Here is a 17,250-nt window from a genome sequence, read left to right as displayed (position 1 = left end):
CTGCTGCGCATCCGAATGTCGCTGCAACACGCCACCCCAATCTACCGCTGCACACACAAGGGCGCTATGACGCTCACAAGCTACCATCCATGCACACAACAACAAAGACTTGAGACCTTGGCATGAGTGATTCCCAGTTTGACTACATCATCGTCGGCGCCGGCACCGCTGGCTGCTTGCTCGCCAACCGCCTAAGCGCCAACGCCAGCAAACGTGTGCTGCTCATCGAAGCAGGCCGCAAAGACGATTACCACTGGATTCACATCCCCGTCGGCTACTTGCACTGCATTGGCAACCCGCGCACCGATTGGCTTTACAACACCGCACCCGATGAAGGCTTGAATGGCCGCAGCTTGCGCTACCCGCGCGGCAAAGTCTTGGGTGGCTGCTCCAGCATCAACGGCATGATTTACATGCGCGGCCAAGCGCGTGACTACGACCAATGGGCCGACATCACCGGCGACGCGCGCTGGCGTTGGGACAACGCGCTGCCCTATTTCAAACTCCACGAAGACCACCACGCAGGCGCCAATGCCGCCCACGGCGCCAAAGGCGAACGCAGCGAAGTGCTGCTGGCTGACAACACCGTGTACGGCGAAACCTTGCGTCACCACATTGCCGGTGGCGAATGGCGCGTCGAGAAACAACGCTTGCGCTGGGACGTGCTCGACGCGTTTGCACAAGCCGCTGTGCAAGCCGGCATTCCCGCCACCGACGACTTCAACCGCGGCAACAACGAAGGCGTGGGTTACTTTGAAGTGAACCAAAAAAGCGGTTGGCGTTGGAACACCGCCAAGGCCTTCATTCGCCCCACATGCTACGCACGCCCCAACTTTGAGTTGTGGTCATCCGCCCAAGTGGCCAAGCTCGTCATGACGAATGATGAAGACGGAACACAACGTTGCAGCGGCGTCGAAGTGTGGACGGGTCACGGCTACGTGACCGTCACAGCCAAACAATCCGTCGTGTTGAGCGCTGGCGCCATTGGCACGCCTCAAATCTTGCAGCTCTCCGGCCTTGGTCCAGCTGAGCTTCTGAAGCAACACGGCATTGAACCGGTCATTGACCTGCCAGGCGTGGGCGCCAACTTGCAAGACCATTTGCAAATTCGCTCAGTCTTCAAAGTGCAGGGCGTTCAAACTCTCAACACCTTGGCCAGCAGTTGGTGGGGCAAAGCCAAGATCGGTTTGGAATACGCCTTCAAGCGCAGCGGCCCCATGAGCATGGCGCCCTCACAACTCGGCGCCTTCACCCGCAGCAGCCCAGACCAGCCTTATCCCAACATCGAGTACCACGTGCAACCACTCAGCTTGGATGCGTTTGGTGAACCGCTGCACAGCTTCTCTGCCTTCACGGCCAGCGTGTGCAACTTGAACCCCACCAGCCGCGGCACGGTCAGCATCACCAGCGCTAACTTTGCAGATGCGCCCAAGATTGCACCCAACTACCTGAGCACCGAAGCGGACCGCAAAGTGGCTGCCGATTCGCTGCGTGTGACACGCCGCATCGCAGCCCAACCGGCCCTCGCCAAATACAAGCCTGAGGAATACAAACCTGGCGTGCAATACCAAACCGACGAAGACTTGGCGCGACTGGCAGGCGACATTGCCACCACCATCTTCCACCCCGTGGGTACCGCGCGCATGGGGCGGTTGGACGACGCCATGGCCGTGGTCGACCCCGAGTTGCGCGTGCGAGATGGGCGCGGCGGCGTGGTGCGCGGCCTGCGCGTGGTGGATGCCAGCGTGATGCCCACCATCACCAGCGGCAACACCAACAGCCCCACCTTGATGCTGGCCGAAAAGGCCGCGCAATGGCTGGCGCACGAAGCCGAGCAAGCGTGAGTCACATACGCCTCGGGTTAGCCCGCAAGGGAAAATCCTAGGCAAAAGGAGACTAAGTGGCGCTTACAGTCACTTCACTCGAAACGGCGTAAGCGCTGTATCACGAGGGTCTGAGGAGACAAACACAACAGACGCTTCCTAAGGGGCGTCACCCAGGAAAGGCACCGGTTACCCCCGGTGCCTTTTGCTTTTTCTGGCGTCGTCATTTCCGACCACAATCTGCGCATGGAACTTTTCTTCACCACCCTTGCCTCCGCTTTGGCTGGCTTTGTGGACTCAATCGTCGGCGGCGGTGGTTTGATCTTGCTACCCGCCCTCTTCGCCGTCTACCCATCCACGGCACCCGCCACCTTGTTTGGCACCAACAAAAGCGCGTCGGTTTGGGGCACGGCCTTTGCCACTTGGCAGTACAGCCGTCGCGTGCAGGTGCGCTGGTCAGCCTTGCTCCCAGCCGCGGCAACCACCATGGTGGCCGCCTTTGCAGGCGCATGGCTGGTGACCTTGGTTTCGCCCGAGTTTTTGCGTCGCTTGTTACCCGTCGTCTTGCTGGTTGTCCTGATCTACACCCTGATGCGCAAAGACATGGGGCGCCACCATGCGCCACGCTTTCATGGCCGTGCAGAGTTATTGGCGACCTCCACCATCGGTTTGACCATTGGGTTTTACGACGGATTTTTTGGGCCTGGCACGGGCAGCTTCTTTGTGTTTTTGCTGGTGCGCTGGTTGGGCTATGACTTTCTCAATGCGTCTGTGGCAGCCAAGCTGTTGAACCTTTCTAGCAACATCGCCGCCTTGATCTTGTTCACGATGAAAGGCCACGTGTGGTGGCATTTGGCCCTGCCGATGGCCATGGCCAATGTGGCGGGTAGCTTGCTGGGCACGCGCATGGCGTTGCAGCACGGTGCAGGTTTTGTGCGTGGCATGTTCATCATGGTGGTGAGCGCGCTGATTTGCAAAACCAGCTACGACGCGTTTTTGCGCTAAGGCCCAACAGCACCCCTGAGGCCTTTGAGGCTGGTCAGCGTGGGCTGGTGGTAGCTGGCTTTTGCGCCACCGCAGACGCAGCAGCAGAAGCCGATTTGGTAGCAGCCGAGGCGGCTTTTGCTGCGGCTGAAGCTGCTTTCTCAGCCGCAGAAGCAGCCACGACAGGCTCTTCCGCCGCCAACTCGGCCGCCTTGGGTGGCCAAGGTACGCTGGCCACTGGGCGGGGTTTGCCAATTGGCCGTGTCGCCTGACCTCTTTGCACCGCTTCAATGTCTTCTTGTGAGGGGTACTGCCCCGTGATGACGAAGTCAAACACGCGACGTGCAATCGGCGCTGCGTTTTGAGCGCCAAAGCCAGCGTTTTCTACCACCATGGCCAAGGCCACTTTGGGATCGTCTGCTGGCGCAAACGCCACGAACAACGCATGGTCGCGCATGCGTTCATCAATGGCCGCTGCGTTGTACTTTTCGTTTTGTTTGACCGTGAACACCTGCGCCGTGCCCGTTTTGCCGGCGCTCACATACTGCGCACCAATGAAGCTGGTGGCAGACGTGCCTTCGACGTTCACACCGATCATGCCTTTTTTGATGACTTCTAAATTCTCTGGCGACAACGGCAGTTGCCCGATGGGCTCCTTGGCCACAAGGGTCGACGCCTTGGTTTCAACGTCCACCACTTCGCGCACCAAATGCGGCTTCATCTTCAAACCGTTGTTGGCCACGGTGCCCATCGCATGCGCAATTTGCAGCATGGTGAAGTTGTTGTATCCCTGACCAATGCCCAGAGAAATGGTTTCGCCTGAATACCAACGTTGCTGCTCTGGCTTCTTGTAGGTGTTGCGTTTCCACTCGGTAGATGGCAGCACGCCGCGCGACTCACCCAAAATGTCGATGCCTGTAATTTGGCCAAAACCCAAGGGTTTCATTTGGTCGTGCATCAAGTCCACGCCCATGTCACGCGCCAGTGTGTAGTAGTAGGTGTCGCACGACTCGACGATGGACTTGTACATGTCCACCGCACCATGGCCACCCTCTTTGTCGTCCCGGAAACGGTGGTTGCCAAACATGAAGTAGCCCGGGTCGGAGATCAATGTCTTCTCCGCGCGCTTGCCGGTTTGCAACGCGGCCAAAGCCATGAAGGGCTTGTAGGTCGAGCCAGGCGGGTAGGTGCCGCGCAAGGCGCGATTCAACAAAGGCTTGTCGATGGACTCATTGAGCGCAGCCCAGTTTTCAGAGTCAATGCCGTCCACAAACAAGTTGGGATCGAACGTGGGTTTGCTCACAAAAGCCAGCACTTCGCCGGTCTTGGGGTCAAGAGCCACCAAGGCGCCACGGCGTTTGCCGTAGAGGTCTTCCACCAGCTTTTGCAGCTTGATGTCGATGGACAACACCACGCTGTTGCCGGGAATGGCTTGGCTGCTGTTGAGGCGGCGCACGGCGCGTCCGCCTGCCGAGGTTTCCATCTCTTGCACGCCCGTGGTGCCGTGCAACTGTGTTTCGTAGCTTTGCTCGACACCAAGTTTGCCGATGTAGTCGGTGCCACGGTAGTTGCCTGCATCGTCCGACTCTTCAATCTTGCCTTTTTCCGCTTGGTTGATACGACCGATGTAGCCAATCACGTGGCTGGCCAGTTGGTTGTACGGGTAGTTGCGGAACAAACGCGCGCGAATTTCAACGCCAGGAAAACGATAGCGCTGCGCAGCAAAGCGCGCCACTTCTTCGTCGCTCAATCGGTTGCGAATTGGCACCGATTCAAAGCTCTTCGATTCACCGAGCTGCTTTTTAAAGCGACGTTTGTCGCGCGCTTGAATGTCAATGACGCTTGAGAGCTGCTCAATCACCTCTTCCAGGGGCAAGACCACTTTGGAAGCCGTAATTTCGAGGGTGTAGGCCGAGTAGTTGGTGGCCAACACAATGCCGTTGCGGTCCATGATGACGCCACGGTTGGGCACGATGGGCACGATGGCCGTGCGGTTGTTTTCGGCTTGTGCGTTGAGTTCGTCGTAGCGCACCACCTGCAAATAAAACAGGCGAATCGACAACAGGCTAAACAACACCACAATCGCGCCCGTCACCACCACCATGCGCGACCTGAAGCGTCGCAGGTCGGACTCGATGTCGCGAATCACCCTCATAGCGGTCGGTTCGCGTCAGGATTGGGTGCGCGACGCTGCGGCGCCAACAAAAACACGCTGACCACAGGCCACAACACGGCCTCTAACAGCGGCGCCAAAAAGATAGGCCAACCGGGAAACAGCGCACCCGACATCATGCGCACCATCAACTCCAACGCGTGCGCCACCGCAAACATCGGCAACACCTGCATGGCCTGTGAAGGCACCGTGAACCACAACAAACGGCGGTGCATCAAGATCGCCATGAATCCAAGCGAGGTATACGTCAAGGCATGCTGGCCCAGCAAGGCTGATTGATGCACATCGGTGGCCACGCCAAAAAAGAAAGCCACGCCAATGCCGACCAGACGAGGCTGATGGACGCACCAAAACACCAGGGTCAAAGCCAAGAAATCAGGCATCCACGCGGCGTTGCCAACGAGACTGATGTTCACCACCATGTTGGCAAACAAGGCCATCAACAGCGTGAACAAAATGAACATGGGATTAGCAGGCAACAACAACTGCTGGCCACGGGGCATGATCATCGGCGACCTCCCTTTTGCGCAGCAAACGGGAGTTGCTTTTCAATTTGTGGACGTGGTGGCAATTGGTCACTCAAAGGCTCCAGCACCATCACATGGCGCGCCCCCTGCACGCGCCCCACGGGCTCGCACAAAATGCGCGCAAACGCAGTTTCGGCACGGCGCTCGACCTTGATGACTTTTCCGACCAACACCCCAGGCGGGTAAATGCCGTCCACGCCACTGGTCGACAACATATCGCCCACTTCAATGTCGGCATTGGTCGCCATGAAACGCAGCTCCAACAAAGGCGCGCCGCCCGATTCGCCATACGCCACACCACGCGCACCGGTGCGGGTATTGAGCACAGGAATCGAGTGTTCACGATCGGTGACCAAGGTCACTTCGCTGACGAGTGGCAACACATGCGTGACTTGGCCCAAGATGCCGTGCTCATCCATCACCGGTGAACTGGCTTTGATGCCGTTGGTCATGCCTTTGTCGATGATGAGCTTGCGGGTGTAAGGGTCAGCAGCGTCGTACAAGACCTCGGCGGCTTGGCCTTTGGTGTCCAAGCGCTTGCTCAAACTCAACAGCTCGCGCAGCTGTGTGTTTTCCAGGGCCAGCTGCTCTACTTGGCCTGAGCGACGGGCTTGCACCAGCAGCTGCTGGCGTGCCTCGCGCTCGGAAGCTTGCGCCACATCACGCGCTTCAAAATATTCCGTGGAATATTCGGCCAATGCCTGCGGGCGCATGGCCAGCCACTGCACCGGATACAGCGCCACAGACAAGGTGGCACGCAAAGGCTGCGTCACCCCAAACCGCGCGTCGGCCACCATCAACAGCACCGACAAGGCGCTGAAGAAAAGTAATTTGGAGACGGCGGACGGGCCTTGCTTGAAGAAGGCCGGAGGGGAGCTGTCCAGGGTGCCCAGTGGCACTTAATTATTCGCTCGTGAAGATGGAGCCCAAACGCTCCATACGCTCAAGGGCCAAACCGCAACCACGCACCACGCAGGTGAGGGGGTCTTCGGCCACCAAGACTGGCAAGCCAGTTTCTTCGGCCAACAAGCGGTCCAAGTCGCGCAACAACGCGCCACCACCGGTGAGCATCATGCCGCGCTCGGCAATGTCTGCGCCCAGTTCGGGAGGTGTTTGCTCCAACGCGTTTTTCACGGCAGAGACGATGTTGTTGAGTGGGTCGGTCAACGCTTCCAAGATTTCGTTCGACGAGATCGTGAAAGAACGTGGCACGCCTTCTGAGAGGTTGCGGCCTTTGACTTCCATTTCCTTGACTTCAGAGCCAGGGAATGCAGAACCGATTTGTTTCTTGATGGCTTCAGCGGTTGGCTCGCCAATCAACATGCCGTAGTTGCGACGGATGTAGTTGATGATGGCTTCGTCAAACTTGTCGCCACCCACGCGCACGCTGCCTTTGTAGACCATGCCGCCCAAAGAGATGACGCCCACTTCGGTGGTACCGCCACCGATGTCGACCACCATCGAGCCCGACGCTTCCGACACAGGCAAACCTGCACCGATGGCGGCGGCCATGGGTTCTTCAATGAGATACACCTCAGAGGCGCCAGCGCCCAAAGCAGATTCGCGAATGGCGCGACGCTCGACTTGGGTTGAGCCGCAAGGCACGCAAATGATGATGCGTGGGCTGGGCTTCAACACCGAGCGTGGGTGCACCATCTTGATGAACTGCTTGAGCATTTGCTCAGTCACGGTGAAGTCGGCAATCACGCCGTCTTTCATCGGACGAATGGCTTCGATGTTGCCGGGCACTTTGCCCAACATGGCCTTGGCTTCGTGGCCGACGGCTTGAATTGTCTTCTTGCCTTGGGGGCCGCCTTCGTGGCGAATGGACACAACCGATGGCTCGTCCAACACGATGCCTTTGTCGCGCACATAAATCAGGGTGTTGGCGGTACCGAGGTCAATCGCCAAATCGGTGGAGAAATACCGACGAAAAGATCCAAACATCACTGTCCTCTCTGGCCTTGACGGAATCGTCAAAGCACCACATTGCGGGGTGGTCGCGAGCGCGAGCACAAAGGCGAGATAATACCGCATCGCCCGTAAATCGCGGGTTTTTCCCCTTATAAAAGTATGTCCCTGAACGACCAAGACATCAGCCGCATCGCCAACCTGGCCCGGCTTGAGCTGCAGCCTGACGAACAGGCCCGTATGCTGAGCAAAATTAATGACTTTTTCGGCATCGTCGAGCAGATCCGCGCTGTCGACACCACAGGCATCGTGCCCATGGCCCATCCTGTGGACGCCATGCAAGGCGCGCACATCGAGTTGCGCCTGCGCCCCGATGTGGCCAGCGAGCCCAACCAACGCGACCTGAACCAACGCAGCGCCCCCGCCGTGGAGCGTGGTTTGTTCTTGGTTCCCAAAGTGATTGAGTGAGGCCTTTCGCATGACAACTTTGCATGACATGGGCGTGGCCCAACTGGCCCAAGCCCTCCAAACCAAACAAGTGAGCGCGGTCGAAGTGGCCACTGCCTTTTTGGCGCGCACCGGCGGCAACCCGCACAACGCGTTTTTGGACATCAACAGCGAAATCACGCTGGCCCAAGCCCAAGCGAGCGATGCCCGCATTGCCGCTGGAACCGCAGGCGCGCTGGAAGGCGTGCCGATTGCGCACAAAGACGTGTTCGTCACCCGCGATTTCGCCACCACCGCGGGCTCCAAAATTTTGAGCGGCTACCGCTCGCCGTTTGATGCCACCGTGGTGCAAAAACTCGGCGCTTCCGAATTGGGCGGCGCGGGCATGGTCACTTTGGGCAAGGTCAATTGCGACGAGTTCGCGATGGGCTCTGCCAATGAAAACTCAGCCTACGGCGCAGTGACCAACCCGTGGAACACCTCGCGCATCCCCGGCGGCTCATCGGGCGGCAGCGCTGCGGCTGTGGCGGCGCGTTTGGCGCCCGCTGCGACCGGCACAGACACCGGCGGCTCCATTCGCCAACCCGCCAGCTTTTGCGGCATCACCGGCATCAAGCCCACCTATGGCCGCGCTTCGCGCTACGGCATGATTGCCTACGCCTCCAGCCTCGACCAAGCCGGCCCCATGGCCCGCAGCGCCGAAGACTGTGCGTTGTTGCTGTCTGCCATGTGCGGCGCTGACCTCGACCGTGACTCCACCTCGCTCGATGTGCCTGCTGAGAACTTCTCCGCCAAGCTGGGCGACAGCCTGCAAGGCCTGCGCATTGGCATACCCAAAGAGTTTTTTGGCGACGGCCTCGCCGCTGATGTGCGCGCTGCGATTGATGCCGCACTCAAAACGCTTGAAGCCCAAGGCGCCAAGCTCGTGCCCATCACGCTGCCCCGCACCGAGCTGGCCATTCCGGTGTACTACATCATCGCGCCCGCCGAAGCCAGCTCCAACCTGAGCCGCTTTGATGGCGTGAAGTTTGGCCACCGTGCCAAGGACTACACCGACCTGGTGAGCATGTACAAAAAGACCCGCGCCGAAGGCTTTGGCGAAGAGGTGAAACGTCGCATCATGACCGGCGCGTATGTGCTGAGCCACGGCTACTACGACGCGTACTACCTGCAAGCCCAAAAAATTCGCCGCATGATTGCGGACGACTTTCAACGCGCGTTTGCCGAGTGCGATGTGATCGCAGGCCCCGTCGCCCCCACCGTCGCGTGGAAGCTAGGCAACAACGCCAGCGACCCGTTGGCCGACTACTTGGCCGACATCTTCACCCTGCCCGCCTCACTCGCTGGCTTGCCCGGCATGAGCGTGCCTGTGGGCTTTGGCGAAGGCAAGATGCCCGTGGGCCTGCAGCTCATCGGCAACTACTTGCAAGAAGCGCGTTTGCTCAACGTCGCGCACCAGTACCAACTGGCCACAGATTTCCATAACGCCAAGCCGGAGGGCGTTTAAATGACTGCACCCAAATTAGTCCAAGGCTACGAAGTCGTCATCGGCTTCGAAACACACGCCCAGCTCTCGACGAAGAGCAAAATTTTCAGCCGCGCCTCGGTGGCCTTTGGCGCCGAGCCCAACACGCAAGCCTGCGCGGTGGACATGGCCCTGCCCGGCACGCTGCCCGTGATGAACATCGGCGCGGTAGAACGTGCCATTGAGTTTGGCTTGGGCGTCAACGCACACATCGCCGAGCGCAGCATCTTTGCGCGTAAAAACTACTTCTACCCCGACCTGCCCAAGGGCTACCAAATCAGCCAGTTTGAAATTCCGGTGGTGCAAGGTGGCGAGGTCTCGTTCTTCTTGGAAGTGGGCAAAGAGACTGTGCACAAAACTGTGCGCTTGGAACGCGCCCACTTGGAAGAAGATGCGGGCAAATCGCTGCACGAAGACTCAGCATTAGGAGGTGGGGGCCAATCAGGCATCGACTTGAACCGCGCTGGCACCCCACTGCTCGAAATCGTCACGCAACCCGACATGCGCAGCAGCGAAGAAGCCGTGGCCTACGCCAAAGAGCTGCACAAAATCGTGACGTGGATTGGCATTTGCGACGGCAACATGCAAGAGGGCTCGTTCCGCTGCGACGCCAACGTGTCGGTGCGCAAACCTGGCGCCCCCTTGGGCACACGCCGCGAGATCAAGAACCTGAACAGCTTCAAGTTCATGCAGCAAGCCATCGACTACGAAGTGCGCTGGCAAATTGACCAGATCGAAGACGGTCACACCATACAGCAAGCCACCGTGCTGTTCGACCCCGACACCGGCGAAACCCGCGCCATGCGCACCAAAGAAGACGCCGCCGACTACCGCTACTTCCCCGACCCCGACCTGCCACCTTTGGTAATTGGTCGCGACTGGGTCGAGCGCGTGAAAAGCGAAATGGCCGAGTTGCCACGCGTCATGGCCGAGCGCTTTGTGCGCGACTACGCGCTGCCCGAATACGATGCGACGCAGCTGACCCAAAGCAAGGCCACAGCCGCCTACTTTGAAGCCACAGCCAAAGCCTGCGGTCAAGCCAAACTGGCCAGCAACTGGATCATGGGTGAGGTGTCACGTCGCTTGAACGCGAGCGAAATGGCCATCGAGCAAGCACCTGTGAGCGCCGCCCAACTGGCTGCGCTGATTGGCCGCATCAGCGACAACACCATCAGCAACAACGCTGCGCGCCAAGTGTTTGAAGGCTTGTGGAATAGCGAAGGCGATGTCGACGCCATCATCGAAGCCAAAGGCCTCAAACAGATGAACGACACCGGCGAGCTGGAAAAAATCATCGATGACGTGCTGGCCGCCAACCCCAAGAACGTGGAAGAGTTCAAGGCCGGCAACGCCAAAGCCTTGAACGGTCTGGTTGGCCCCATCATGAAAGCCAGCAAGGGCAAGGCCAACCCCGCCCAAGTCAATGAACTGTTGATGAAAAAACTGAGCTAAAAAATAGCCGGAATCTAGGAGACACTCATGAACGCATCCACCTTGCTTCGCCGCACTGTGTTGGGCTTGGCCGCAGCCTCAACGCTGATGGCCCTGACAGCGCCCACAGCATTTGCGCAAAACAAAACACTGCTGCGCATCTCCAGCCCCGCAGTGCCTGACGATTGGCACGGCAAGATGTGGGACGTGTTCAAAGAGTCGCTGAACAAATCGGCGCCCAACGCCTATGACGTGCAAATCAACTTGAACGGTTCTTTGTTCAAACAAGGCACCGAGCCCGCAGCGATGGCGCGTGGCAATCTAGAGTTGGCGTCTATCTCGGCGTTTGACATTGCCAAGCTGGTACCTGAGTTTTCGATCTTCACCGCAGGCTATGTCATCCGCGATCCCAAGCACCAGCAAAAAGTGTTCAACGGGCCCATTGGCGACGAGCTGTTCAAAATGGCTTCTGAAAAAATGGATGTCACGCTGCTCGCCACCGCTTACTTGGGCACACGCCAACTCAACCTGCGCGACACACGCAAGGTCAACACACCCGCCGACCTGAAGGGCGTGAAGCTGCGCATGCCAGGCTCTAAAGAATGGCTGTTCTTGGGCGATTCTTTGGGCGCTACGGCCACGCCACTCGCATTTGGTGAGGTGTACATGGGTCTAAAAACCGGCACCATCGACGGCCAAGATAACCCACTGCCCACCGTGCGTGCGGCCAAGTTTTACGAAGTGACGCAGCAAATTGTGTTGACCAACCACTTGGTTGACAGCTTGTTCATCGCTGTGTCCAACAAGACTTGGAACAGCCTTTCTGCGGCTGAACAAAAGACCCTCAAAGCCGCTGCACAAGCGGCTGCCAAGTTCAACAACGAGAACCGCATCAAAGAAGAAGCACAAATCTTGGACTTCTTCAAAAAGCAAGGTTTGAAAGTCAACAAGCCCAACGAAGAAGCTTTCCGCAAAGCTGTGCAGGCGGCCTATGACAAATCTGAGATGGCTCAGAACTGGCCCAAAGGCCTGATTGAGCGCATCAACGCCACCAAATAAAAATGTTCTTGCGAAAAATCGCGAACGCGATTGGGGGCTTGCTCTTTCTCGCCTTGTTCCTTACTTTTTTGGTTCAAATCACGGCGCGGTTTGGTTTTAACCAGCCGCTGCCGTGGAGCGATGAATTGGCGGTCATCCTGTACCTGTGGGTCATTCTGTGGGCTTGCGCGTTTGTGGTGCCAGAAAAAGAACACGTGATGTTTGACTTGGTGTGGAACAGCGTCAGCCCCACGACCCGTCGCCTAATGCGCCTGGTGGGGCACACACTCATCGGCGGCTTGGCCATCGCTGCCATTCCTGCAAGCTGGAGCTACGTGCACTTCATGGCCCGCGAAAAAACCGCCGTGCTGGGCCTGTCATTTGAATGGGTGTTTTTACCTTTTGTGTTGCTGCTGTTGTCATTGGCTGCTCGCAGTTGGCACGGCTTGGTGCAAGCCATGAACAACCGCGACCTAGACATTCACGAGGCCAACCCATGACGATAACGCCCCTCACCACCTTAGCCGCCGTGTTGGTGCTGGGCATGTTGTTGCGCATGCCCATTGGTTTTTCAATGCTCATGTCGGGCGTGGCTTATCTCATCACCAAAGGCCAAGACTTAGGTCTTGTGGCAGAACAAGTCAGCAACGGCCTTTACAACAGCTATGTGTTGTTGGCCGTACCCTTGTTTGTGTTTGCCGCCAACTTGATGAATGCTGGCACGGTGAGTGAGCGCATTTTTGACTTTTGCCGCATCCTCGTAGGTCGCATGCGCGGTGGCTTGGCGCAAGTCGATATTTTGGTCAGCGTGATCTTCTCGGGCATGAGCGGCAGCGCCATTGCTGATGCCGCAGGCCCAGGCTTGGTGACGATTCGCCAGATGCTCAAAAAGCCCGAATACACCCGCGGCTTTGCGGGTGCCGTGGTCGTGGCCAGCGCCACACTCGGCCCCATCATTCCGCCGTCGATTCCGATGGTGATTTATGCACTCGTTTCAGGCGCTTCTGTCGGGGCTTTGTTTTTAGGTGGTGTGGTGCCCGGGTTACTCATGACGGTTTTGATGATGAGCGTCGTTCACATCATTGCCACCAAGCGCGACATGCCGCGTGAAGCGCCAATTCCTTTGCATGAATGGCCCAGCATTTTGTTTCGTGGTGCATTGCCACTGTCGATGCCCATCGTGTTGCTGGGTGGCATTTACTCGGGCGCCTTCACGCCCACCGAAGCCGCCGCAGTTGCCGCACTGCATGCCTTGATTTTGTCAACGGTGGTGTACCGCGCGCTCACCTGGCGCAGCTTTTGGGGCGTGGTGATGGAGTCCACACGCGCCAGCGCTGTCATCACCATCATCTTGGCCGGCTCGTTCATCTTGAACTACGCCTTCACTGCCGAGCAGGTGCCGCAACAGATGGCCACTTGGGTGGACAGCATGCAGCTCAGCCGCATTCAATTCTTGCTGATGGTCAATGCGTTGTTTTTGGTACTGGGCTGCTTCTTGGATGTATCCGTGCTGCTGCTGGTGTTTGTGCCCATGCTGCTACCCGCAGTCAATGCACTGGGCATCGACCTCGTTCACTTCGGTGTGCTGGTGGTGCTCAACATGATGATTGGCCTGATTCACCCACCCTTTGGCATGCTGCTGTTTGTGACCAAAGCCCTCACCGGTATTCCTATTGGGGAGATGATGCGCGAGGGATGGTTGTTTTTAGTCATGTTGCTGGGTTTACTGCTGGCCCTGACCTTCTTTCCACAACTTGTACTGTGGCTGCCACAGACCATGGGCTATGGCGCGACCACATGACCCAGACACCCGCCGCACTGATGGCGGGCCTCTTAGTGGGCACAGGTATTTTTATTTTTTTGATTCGTCACGGCGGTGTATTTGCTTTGAATTTGGTGATTGCCGTCAACCACCGCGCCGACCGTTACTACGGCGCCTAAGGCTCACCACTTAAACGCCGTAACGCTCGCGATACGCCTGTGTGCGAGCCAAATGCTCACCCATGGCGTTGTCGGGCTGCTTGCCCAAATAAGCCAACAAGTCTTCCAGCTTGGCAATGGTGCACACGCTCATGCCCAGTTGCTCGCGCACGTATTGCACCGCGCTGTAGGGCACGTCTTTGGTCGAACCATCGGCTTGTTTTTCGGTGGCCATTTCTTGGCGGTCCAACGCAATCGCCACAGCATGCGGTGTGGCACCTGCCGCTTTGATGAGGGCAATCGATTCACGCGCAGCCGTGCCCGCGCTCATCACATCGTCCACGATCAACACACGGCCTTTGAGCGGTGCGCCCACCAAACTACCGCCTTCGCCATGGTCTTTGGCTTCTTTGCGGTTGTAGGCAAACGGCACGTTGCGTCCTAGGCGTGCCAACTCAATCGACACGGCCGCACCCAATGGAATGCCTTTGTAGGCGGGGCCAAAAATCATGTCGAACTCGATGCCGCTGTTGACAATGCACTGCGCATAAAAACTGGCGAGCTTGCCCAACTTGGCACCGTCATCAAACAAACCGGCGTTGAAAAAGTAAGGGCTCATGCGGCCCGCTTTGGTTTTGAACTCCCCAAATTTCAGCACGCCACAATCCAGCGAAAATTGCACAAACTCTTGTGCCAACGCGTCGTTGGCAGCCACACTCTGACTCATGGGGAAATTCCTTGTTCAAACTAACCAGCCTCAACCTCAACGGCATTCGTTCGGCCGCCCGCAAGGGCGTGGAAGCTTGGCTCGAAAAAGCCAGCCCTGATTGTATTTGCGTCCAAGAAATCAAAGCCCAGGCTCCCGATGTCGAAGGCAGCTTCGACACCTTGGCGGGTTTGAAAGGCCACTTTCACTATGCAGAGAAAAAAGGCTACTCAGGCGTGGGCGTGTACACCAAGCACGAGCCCAGCGACGTGATCGTGGGCTTTGACGGCGGCGAATTCGATGCCGAAGGCCGCTACATCGAGCTGCGCTTTGACACACCCACACAAAAGCTGTCCATCATCAGCAGCTACTTTCCCAGCGGCTCATCCGGCCCTGAGCGCCAAGACGCGAAGTTTCGTTTCTTGGCCGCCATGTACCCGCACCTCAATGCCTTGAAGCAAGAGCGTGAGTTTGTGCTGTGCGGCGACATCAACATCGCGCACCAAGAGGCCGACTTGAAGAATTGGAAAGGCAACAAAAAGAACAGCGGTTTCTTGCCCGAAGAGCGTGCGTGGATGACGCAGCTCACAACGCAAGGCGGCATTGTCGACGTGTATCGCCAGCTGCAACCCGACACCACCGACGCTTGCTACACCTGGTGGAGCAACCGAGGCCAAGCCTATGCCAACAACGTGGGTTGGCGCTTGGACTACCACCTGGCCACGCCAGCGATAGCAGCCAAGGCACGCAGCGAGGCGATCTACAAGGACGAAAAATTCTCAGACCATGCGCCCATCACCATCGCGTATGAGGGTTTGATTTAAACCAACATCCCTTTGGTCTCGATGAACTTGACCACCTCTTGCAAACCATCCAAGGTACGCAAGTTGGTCATGACAAAAGGCTTCAAGCCACTTGCATTCGTGCGCATGCGAATGGTGTCGGCTTCCATCACATCTAAGTTCGCTCCCACGTAGGGGGCGAGATCGGTTTTGTTGATCACAAACAAATCGCTCTTGGTGATGCCGGGGCCACCTTTTCGGGGAATTTTTTCGCCTGCCGCGACGTCGATCACATAGATCGTCAAGTCGCTCAACTCCGGGCTGAAGGTGGCGGCCAAGTTGTCGCCACCGCTTTCAATGAACACCACGTCGGCATCGGGAAAGTCCACCAACATGCGGTCAATCGCTTCGAGGTTGATGGATGCATCTTCGCGAATCGCGGTGTGCGGACAGCCGCCCGTTTCCACGCCCATGATGCGCTCGGCAGGCAGCGCACCGCTGATGGTGAGCAAGCGTTGGTCTTCTTTTGTGTAAATGTCGTTGGTGATGGCGACGAGGTCGTACTTGTCGCGCATGGCTTTGCAGAGCATTTCCAACAAGGTGGTTTTACCGGAGCCCACAGGGCCGCCGATGCCCACGCGCAAGGGTGGCAATTTTTTGGTGCGATGTGCGATGGTGTGTAAGTGCTTCATGATCTGAACAGTCGTGAGTATTGGGTTTCGTGTTGGGCCGAGAGGATGGCCAGCATGGGAGAAAAAGCTTGGCGTGTGTCGTCGTTCACTTGCATGGCATGGCTGACGGCGGGCGCGATGTGCTGGGCAAGCTTCGTCAACATGCGTTGCCCCGAATTTTGTCCGAGGGGCACCGACTTGATGGCGGCTTGCACCATGTTTTCGGCCCAGCCAAAGGCATAGGTTTGCAAGCATTGCTCCAGCGACGCGCCTGTGCGCGACAACGCCAACGCAAACATCAGCGGATAAGTGGGCACCCAGCGGTTGCACAGGGCGATGGTGGCTGAATCGATGGCTTCTTGGTTGCGCAGCCACTCCAACATGGAGCGGCCCATTTGTTCGCTTTGCAAGCGTAGCTCAGCGCTCTCGCGCGTGGCGTGCACCCATTGGCTCAAGGTTTCTAAACGTTCGTGGTCTAAGGCTTGCCATGCGGTGATCATTTCGCCAAGTACCGCCATATCGCCACGTGATTGTGTGAGGTGCAGTTGGTCCATCAACCACTCGGCCGCGCTGTGTTCGTCATGCACCAGCCCATGATCGATGGCCGCCTCTAAACCTTCGGAGTACGAGAAGCCACCAATCGGCAACGCGGGTGAGGCGAGCCAGATGAGTTGAAGCAACGCGGGCGTGCCAGCAGGCGAGCTAGTCGACACTGGGGCTGCTGCCGCTACCGATACAACATCAATGGTCATGCTTGCAATGAGGTCCGTGCACATGGCCCTGTGCATGTTGCTCGTGAGAATGGTCGTGCGCTTCTGTGCCGTGGTCATCTCCATGACCTTGCGCGTGCCCGTGGCTGCTGTATGCGCCACCTTCTGGTTCAAACGCTTCATGCACGGTGACCACCGTCATGTGCATGGCGCGCAGCATATCGGCCAGCACATGATCGGGCTCGATCTTCAAATGGTCGGGCTTCAACTCAATGGGCACGTGGCGGTTGCCCAAGTGATACGCGGCACGTGTCAAGTCAAAGGCCGAACCGTGCTCGGCACACGCGGTGATGCGCAACACTTCTTGTGGGGCGGCTTGCACGCGCACGAGCGAACCGTCTTCGAGCACCAACACATCGCCGCCACGTACCAAGGTGCCGCGCGACAAGAACACGCCAAAGGCACGGCCTGTCGAGTCGGTTGCATCGAAGCGGCTTTTTTGGCGCACGTCCCAATCCAGCTCTACGGTGGCGGCGCGTTTGACGAGTGCAGCGGCCAAGCCTTGGCCGCCCGCGATTAATTTAGAACAGGTAAGCATCAGA

18 protein-coding genes are annotated in these 17,250 nt (G+C 58.0%); 10 read left to right on the top strand and 8 right to left on the bottom strand.

Annotation, left to right across the window (positions count from 1 at the left end; translation table 11 throughout):
• The first annotated feature begins 122 nt into the window (after positions 1 to 122).
• Together B9Z44_RS07885 and B9Z44_RS07880 are read left to right on the top strand one after the other, a co-directional pair.
• A complete protein-coding gene (locus tag B9Z44_RS07885; RefSeq protein WP_108359600.1) occupies positions 123 to 1,844 on the top strand; it encodes a GMC family oxidoreductase in 1,722 nt (573 codons plus the stop codon).
• A gap of 225 nt (positions 1,845 to 2,069) precedes the next feature.
• Complete coding sequence (locus B9Z44_RS07880; protein WP_108402128.1) at positions 2,070 to 2,828, top strand: sulfite exporter TauE/SafE family protein; 759 nt, start codon at positions 2,070 to 2,072, stop codon at positions 2,826 to 2,828.
• A 34-nt stretch (positions 2,829 to 2,862) separates the two neighbouring features.
• Here B9Z44_RS07880 and mrdA read toward each other — a convergent pair whose 3' ends face one another.
• From mrdA to B9Z44_RS07860, 4 genes are read right to left on the bottom strand one after another with little or no spacing between them, the layout of a single operon-like run.
• The gene (mrdA, locus tag B9Z44_RS07875; RefSeq protein WP_108402127.1) at positions 2,863 to 4,962 is read right to left on the bottom strand and encodes a penicillin-binding protein 2; all 2,100 of its coding nucleotides are present in this window, start codon (positions 4,960 to 4,962) and stop codon (positions 2,863 to 2,865) included.
• The gene (gene mreD / locus B9Z44_RS07870) at positions 4,959 to 5,489 is read right to left on the bottom strand and encodes a rod shape-determining protein MreD (RefSeq protein WP_108359597.1); all 531 of its coding nucleotides are present in this window, start codon (positions 5,487 to 5,489) and stop codon (positions 4,959 to 4,961) included. The genes mrdA and mreD overlap by 4 nt, the downstream gene beginning before the upstream one ends.
• The gene (gene mreC / locus B9Z44_RS07865) at positions 5,486 to 6,406 is read right to left on the bottom strand and encodes a rod shape-determining protein MreC (protein WP_108402126.1); all 921 of its coding nucleotides are present in this window, start codon (positions 6,404 to 6,406) and stop codon (positions 5,486 to 5,488) included. The genes mreD and mreC overlap by 4 nt, the downstream gene beginning before the upstream one ends.
• A 4-nt stretch (positions 6,407 to 6,410) precedes the next feature.
• Positions 6,411 to 7,454, bottom strand: coding sequence for a rod shape-determining protein (locus B9Z44_RS07860; protein WP_104796817.1), 1,044 nt, complete (start codon positions 7,452 to 7,454; stop codon positions 6,411 to 6,413).
• Between the two features lie 126 nt (positions 7,455 to 7,580).
• On the opposite strand from B9Z44_RS07860, the gene gatC reads away from it, so the two are divergent.
• Genes gatC through B9Z44_RS15180 form a run of 7 tightly spaced genes read left to right on the top strand, consistent with a single transcriptional unit; the run spans position 7,581 to position 13,800 of the window.
• Entirely contained in the window at positions 7,581 to 7,886 is a 306-nt protein-coding gene (gene gatC, locus B9Z44_RS07855) for an Asp-tRNA(Asn)/Glu-tRNA(Gln) amidotransferase subunit GatC (RefSeq protein WP_104801674.1), read from the top strand.
• Positions 7,887 to 7,896: 10 nt separating this feature from the next.
• Positions 7,897 to 9,372 carry an Asp-tRNA(Asn)/Glu-tRNA(Gln) amidotransferase subunit GatA gene (gene gatA / locus B9Z44_RS07850; protein WP_108402125.1) on the top strand — a complete coding sequence of 492 codons (1,476 nt, stop codon included), beginning with the start codon at positions 7,897 to 7,899 and terminating at the stop codon, positions 9,370 to 9,372.
• Positions 9,373 to 10,842, top strand: a complete 1,470-nt coding sequence (gene gatB, locus B9Z44_RS07845; RefSeq protein WP_108402124.1) for an Asp-tRNA(Asn)/Glu-tRNA(Gln) amidotransferase subunit GatB — start codon at positions 9,373 to 9,375, stop codon at positions 10,840 to 10,842.
• A 27-nt stretch (positions 10,843 to 10,869) separates the two neighbouring features.
• A complete protein-coding gene (locus B9Z44_RS07840) occupies positions 10,870 to 11,880 on the top strand; it encodes a sialic acid TRAP transporter substrate-binding protein SiaP (protein ID WP_108402123.1) in 1,011 nt (336 codons plus the stop codon).
• Between the two features lie 2 nt (positions 11,881 to 11,882).
• Positions 11,883 to 12,359 (top strand): TRAP transporter small permease, encoded by a 477-nt coding sequence (locus B9Z44_RS07835; protein WP_245912786.1) that lies wholly within the window; start codon positions 11,883 to 11,885, stop codon positions 12,357 to 12,359.
• Positions 12,356 to 13,660, top strand: coding sequence for a TRAP transporter large permease (locus B9Z44_RS07830; RefSeq protein WP_108402121.1), 1,305 nt, complete (start codon positions 12,356 to 12,358; stop codon positions 13,658 to 13,660). Before B9Z44_RS07835 ends, B9Z44_RS07830 begins: the two co-directional genes overlap by 4 nt.
• Entirely contained in the window at positions 13,657 to 13,800 is a 144-nt protein-coding gene (locus tag B9Z44_RS15180; protein ID WP_170108483.1) for a hypothetical protein, read from the top strand. Before B9Z44_RS07830 ends, B9Z44_RS15180 begins: the two co-directional genes overlap by 4 nt.
• Positions 13,801 to 13,810: 10 nt before the next feature.
• Here the strand turns inward: B9Z44_RS15180 and pyrE are convergent, their stop codons facing one another.
• Positions 13,811 to 14,506, bottom strand: coding sequence for an orotate phosphoribosyltransferase (gene pyrE / locus B9Z44_RS07825; RefSeq protein WP_108359590.1), 696 nt, complete (start codon positions 14,504 to 14,506; stop codon positions 13,811 to 13,813).
• 11 nt (positions 14,507 to 14,517) lie between these two features.
• Here pyrE and B9Z44_RS07820 point away from each other — a divergent pair, with 11 nt between their 5' ends.
• On the top strand, positions 14,518 to 15,309 hold the full coding sequence (locus tag B9Z44_RS07820; RefSeq protein WP_108359589.1) for an exodeoxyribonuclease III: 792 nt from the start codon (positions 14,518 to 14,520) through the stop codon (positions 15,307 to 15,309).
• On the opposite strand, the gene ureG is transcribed toward B9Z44_RS07820, so the two are convergent.
• From ureG to ureE, 3 genes are read right to left on the bottom strand one after another with little or no spacing between them, the layout of a single operon-like run.
• Positions 15,306 to 15,959, bottom strand: a complete 654-nt coding sequence (gene ureG, locus B9Z44_RS07815; RefSeq protein WP_370444590.1) for an urease accessory protein UreG — start codon at positions 15,957 to 15,959, stop codon at positions 15,306 to 15,308. The two genes, B9Z44_RS07820 and ureG, sit on opposite strands and share 4 nt — an antisense overlap.
• A complete protein-coding gene (locus B9Z44_RS07810; RefSeq protein WP_245912785.1) occupies positions 15,956 to 16,690 on the bottom strand; it encodes an urease accessory protein UreF in 735 nt (244 codons plus the stop codon). The genes ureG and B9Z44_RS07810 overlap by 4 nt, the downstream gene beginning before the upstream one ends.
• Complete coding sequence (ureE, locus tag B9Z44_RS07805; protein WP_108402119.1) at positions 16,680 to 17,246, bottom strand: urease accessory protein UreE; 567 nt, start codon at positions 17,244 to 17,246, stop codon at positions 16,680 to 16,682. The genes B9Z44_RS07810 and ureE overlap by 11 nt, the downstream gene beginning before the upstream one ends.
• Positions 17,247 to 17,250 lie beyond the last annotated feature (4 nt).

The organism is Limnohabitans curvus (genome assembly GCF_003063475.1).
In the GTDB taxonomy this organism is placed as follows: domain Bacteria; phylum Pseudomonadota; class Gammaproteobacteria; order Burkholderiales; family Burkholderiaceae_C; genus Limnohabitans; species Limnohabitans curvus.
Note: the sequence above shows the minus strand (reverse complement) of the source record. Positions and strands in the feature narration are given on the sequence as shown.

What these genes read in the sequence shown, in the direction of transcription:
- B9Z44_RS07885 (WP_108359600.1), top strand. Translation starts at nt 123, where the DNA reads ATGAGTGATTCCCAGTTTGACTACATCATCGTCGGCGCCGGCACCGCT.
- B9Z44_RS07880 (WP_108402128.1), top strand. Translation starts at nt 2,070, where the DNA reads ATGGAACTTTTCTTCACCACCCTTGCCTCCGCTTTGGCTGGCTTTGTG.
- mrdA (WP_108402127.1), bottom strand. Translation starts at nt 4,962, where the DNA reads ATGAGGGTGATTCGCGACATCGAGTCCGACCTGCGACGCTTCAGGTCG.
- mreD (WP_108359597.1), bottom strand. Translation starts at nt 5,489, where the DNA reads ATGATCATGCCCCGTGGCCAGCAGTTGTTGTTGCCTGCTAATCCCATG.
- B9Z44_RS07860 (WP_104796817.1), bottom strand. Translation starts at nt 7,454, where the DNA reads ATGTTTGGATCTTTTCGTCGGTATTTCTCCACCGATTTGGCGATTGAC.
- gatC (WP_104801674.1), top strand. Translation starts at nt 7,581, where the DNA reads ATGTCCCTGAACGACCAAGACATCAGCCGCATCGCCAACCTGGCCCGG.
- gatA (WP_108402125.1), top strand. Translation starts at nt 7,897, where the DNA reads ATGACAACTTTGCATGACATGGGCGTGGCCCAACTGGCCCAAGCCCTC.
- gatB (WP_108402124.1), top strand. Translation starts at nt 9,373, where the DNA reads ATGACTGCACCCAAATTAGTCCAAGGCTACGAAGTCGTCATCGGCTTC.
- B9Z44_RS07840 (WP_108402123.1), top strand. Translation starts at nt 10,870, where the DNA reads ATGAACGCATCCACCTTGCTTCGCCGCACTGTGTTGGGCTTGGCCGCA.
- B9Z44_RS07835 (WP_245912786.1), top strand. Translation starts at nt 11,883, where the DNA reads ATGTTCTTGCGAAAAATCGCGAACGCGATTGGGGGCTTGCTCTTTCTC.
- B9Z44_RS07830 (WP_108402121.1), top strand. Translation starts at nt 12,356, where the DNA reads ATGACGATAACGCCCCTCACCACCTTAGCCGCCGTGTTGGTGCTGGGC.
- B9Z44_RS15180 (WP_170108483.1), top strand. Translation starts at nt 13,657, where the DNA reads ATGACCCAGACACCCGCCGCACTGATGGCGGGCCTCTTAGTGGGCACA.
- pyrE (WP_108359590.1), bottom strand. Translation starts at nt 14,506, where the DNA reads ATGAGTCAGAGTGTGGCTGCCAACGACGCGTTGGCACAAGAGTTTGTG.
- ureG (WP_370444590.1), bottom strand. Translation starts at nt 15,959, where the DNA reads ATGAAGCACTTACACACCATCGCACATCGCACCAAAAAATTGCCACCC.
- B9Z44_RS07810 (WP_245912785.1), bottom strand. Translation starts at nt 16,690, where the DNA reads ATGACCATTGATGTTGTATCGGTAGCGGCAGCAGCCCCAGTGTCGACT.
- ureE (WP_108402119.1), bottom strand. Translation starts at nt 17,246, where the DNA reads ATGCTTACCTGTTCTAAATTAATCGCGGGCGGCCAAGGCTTGGCCGCT.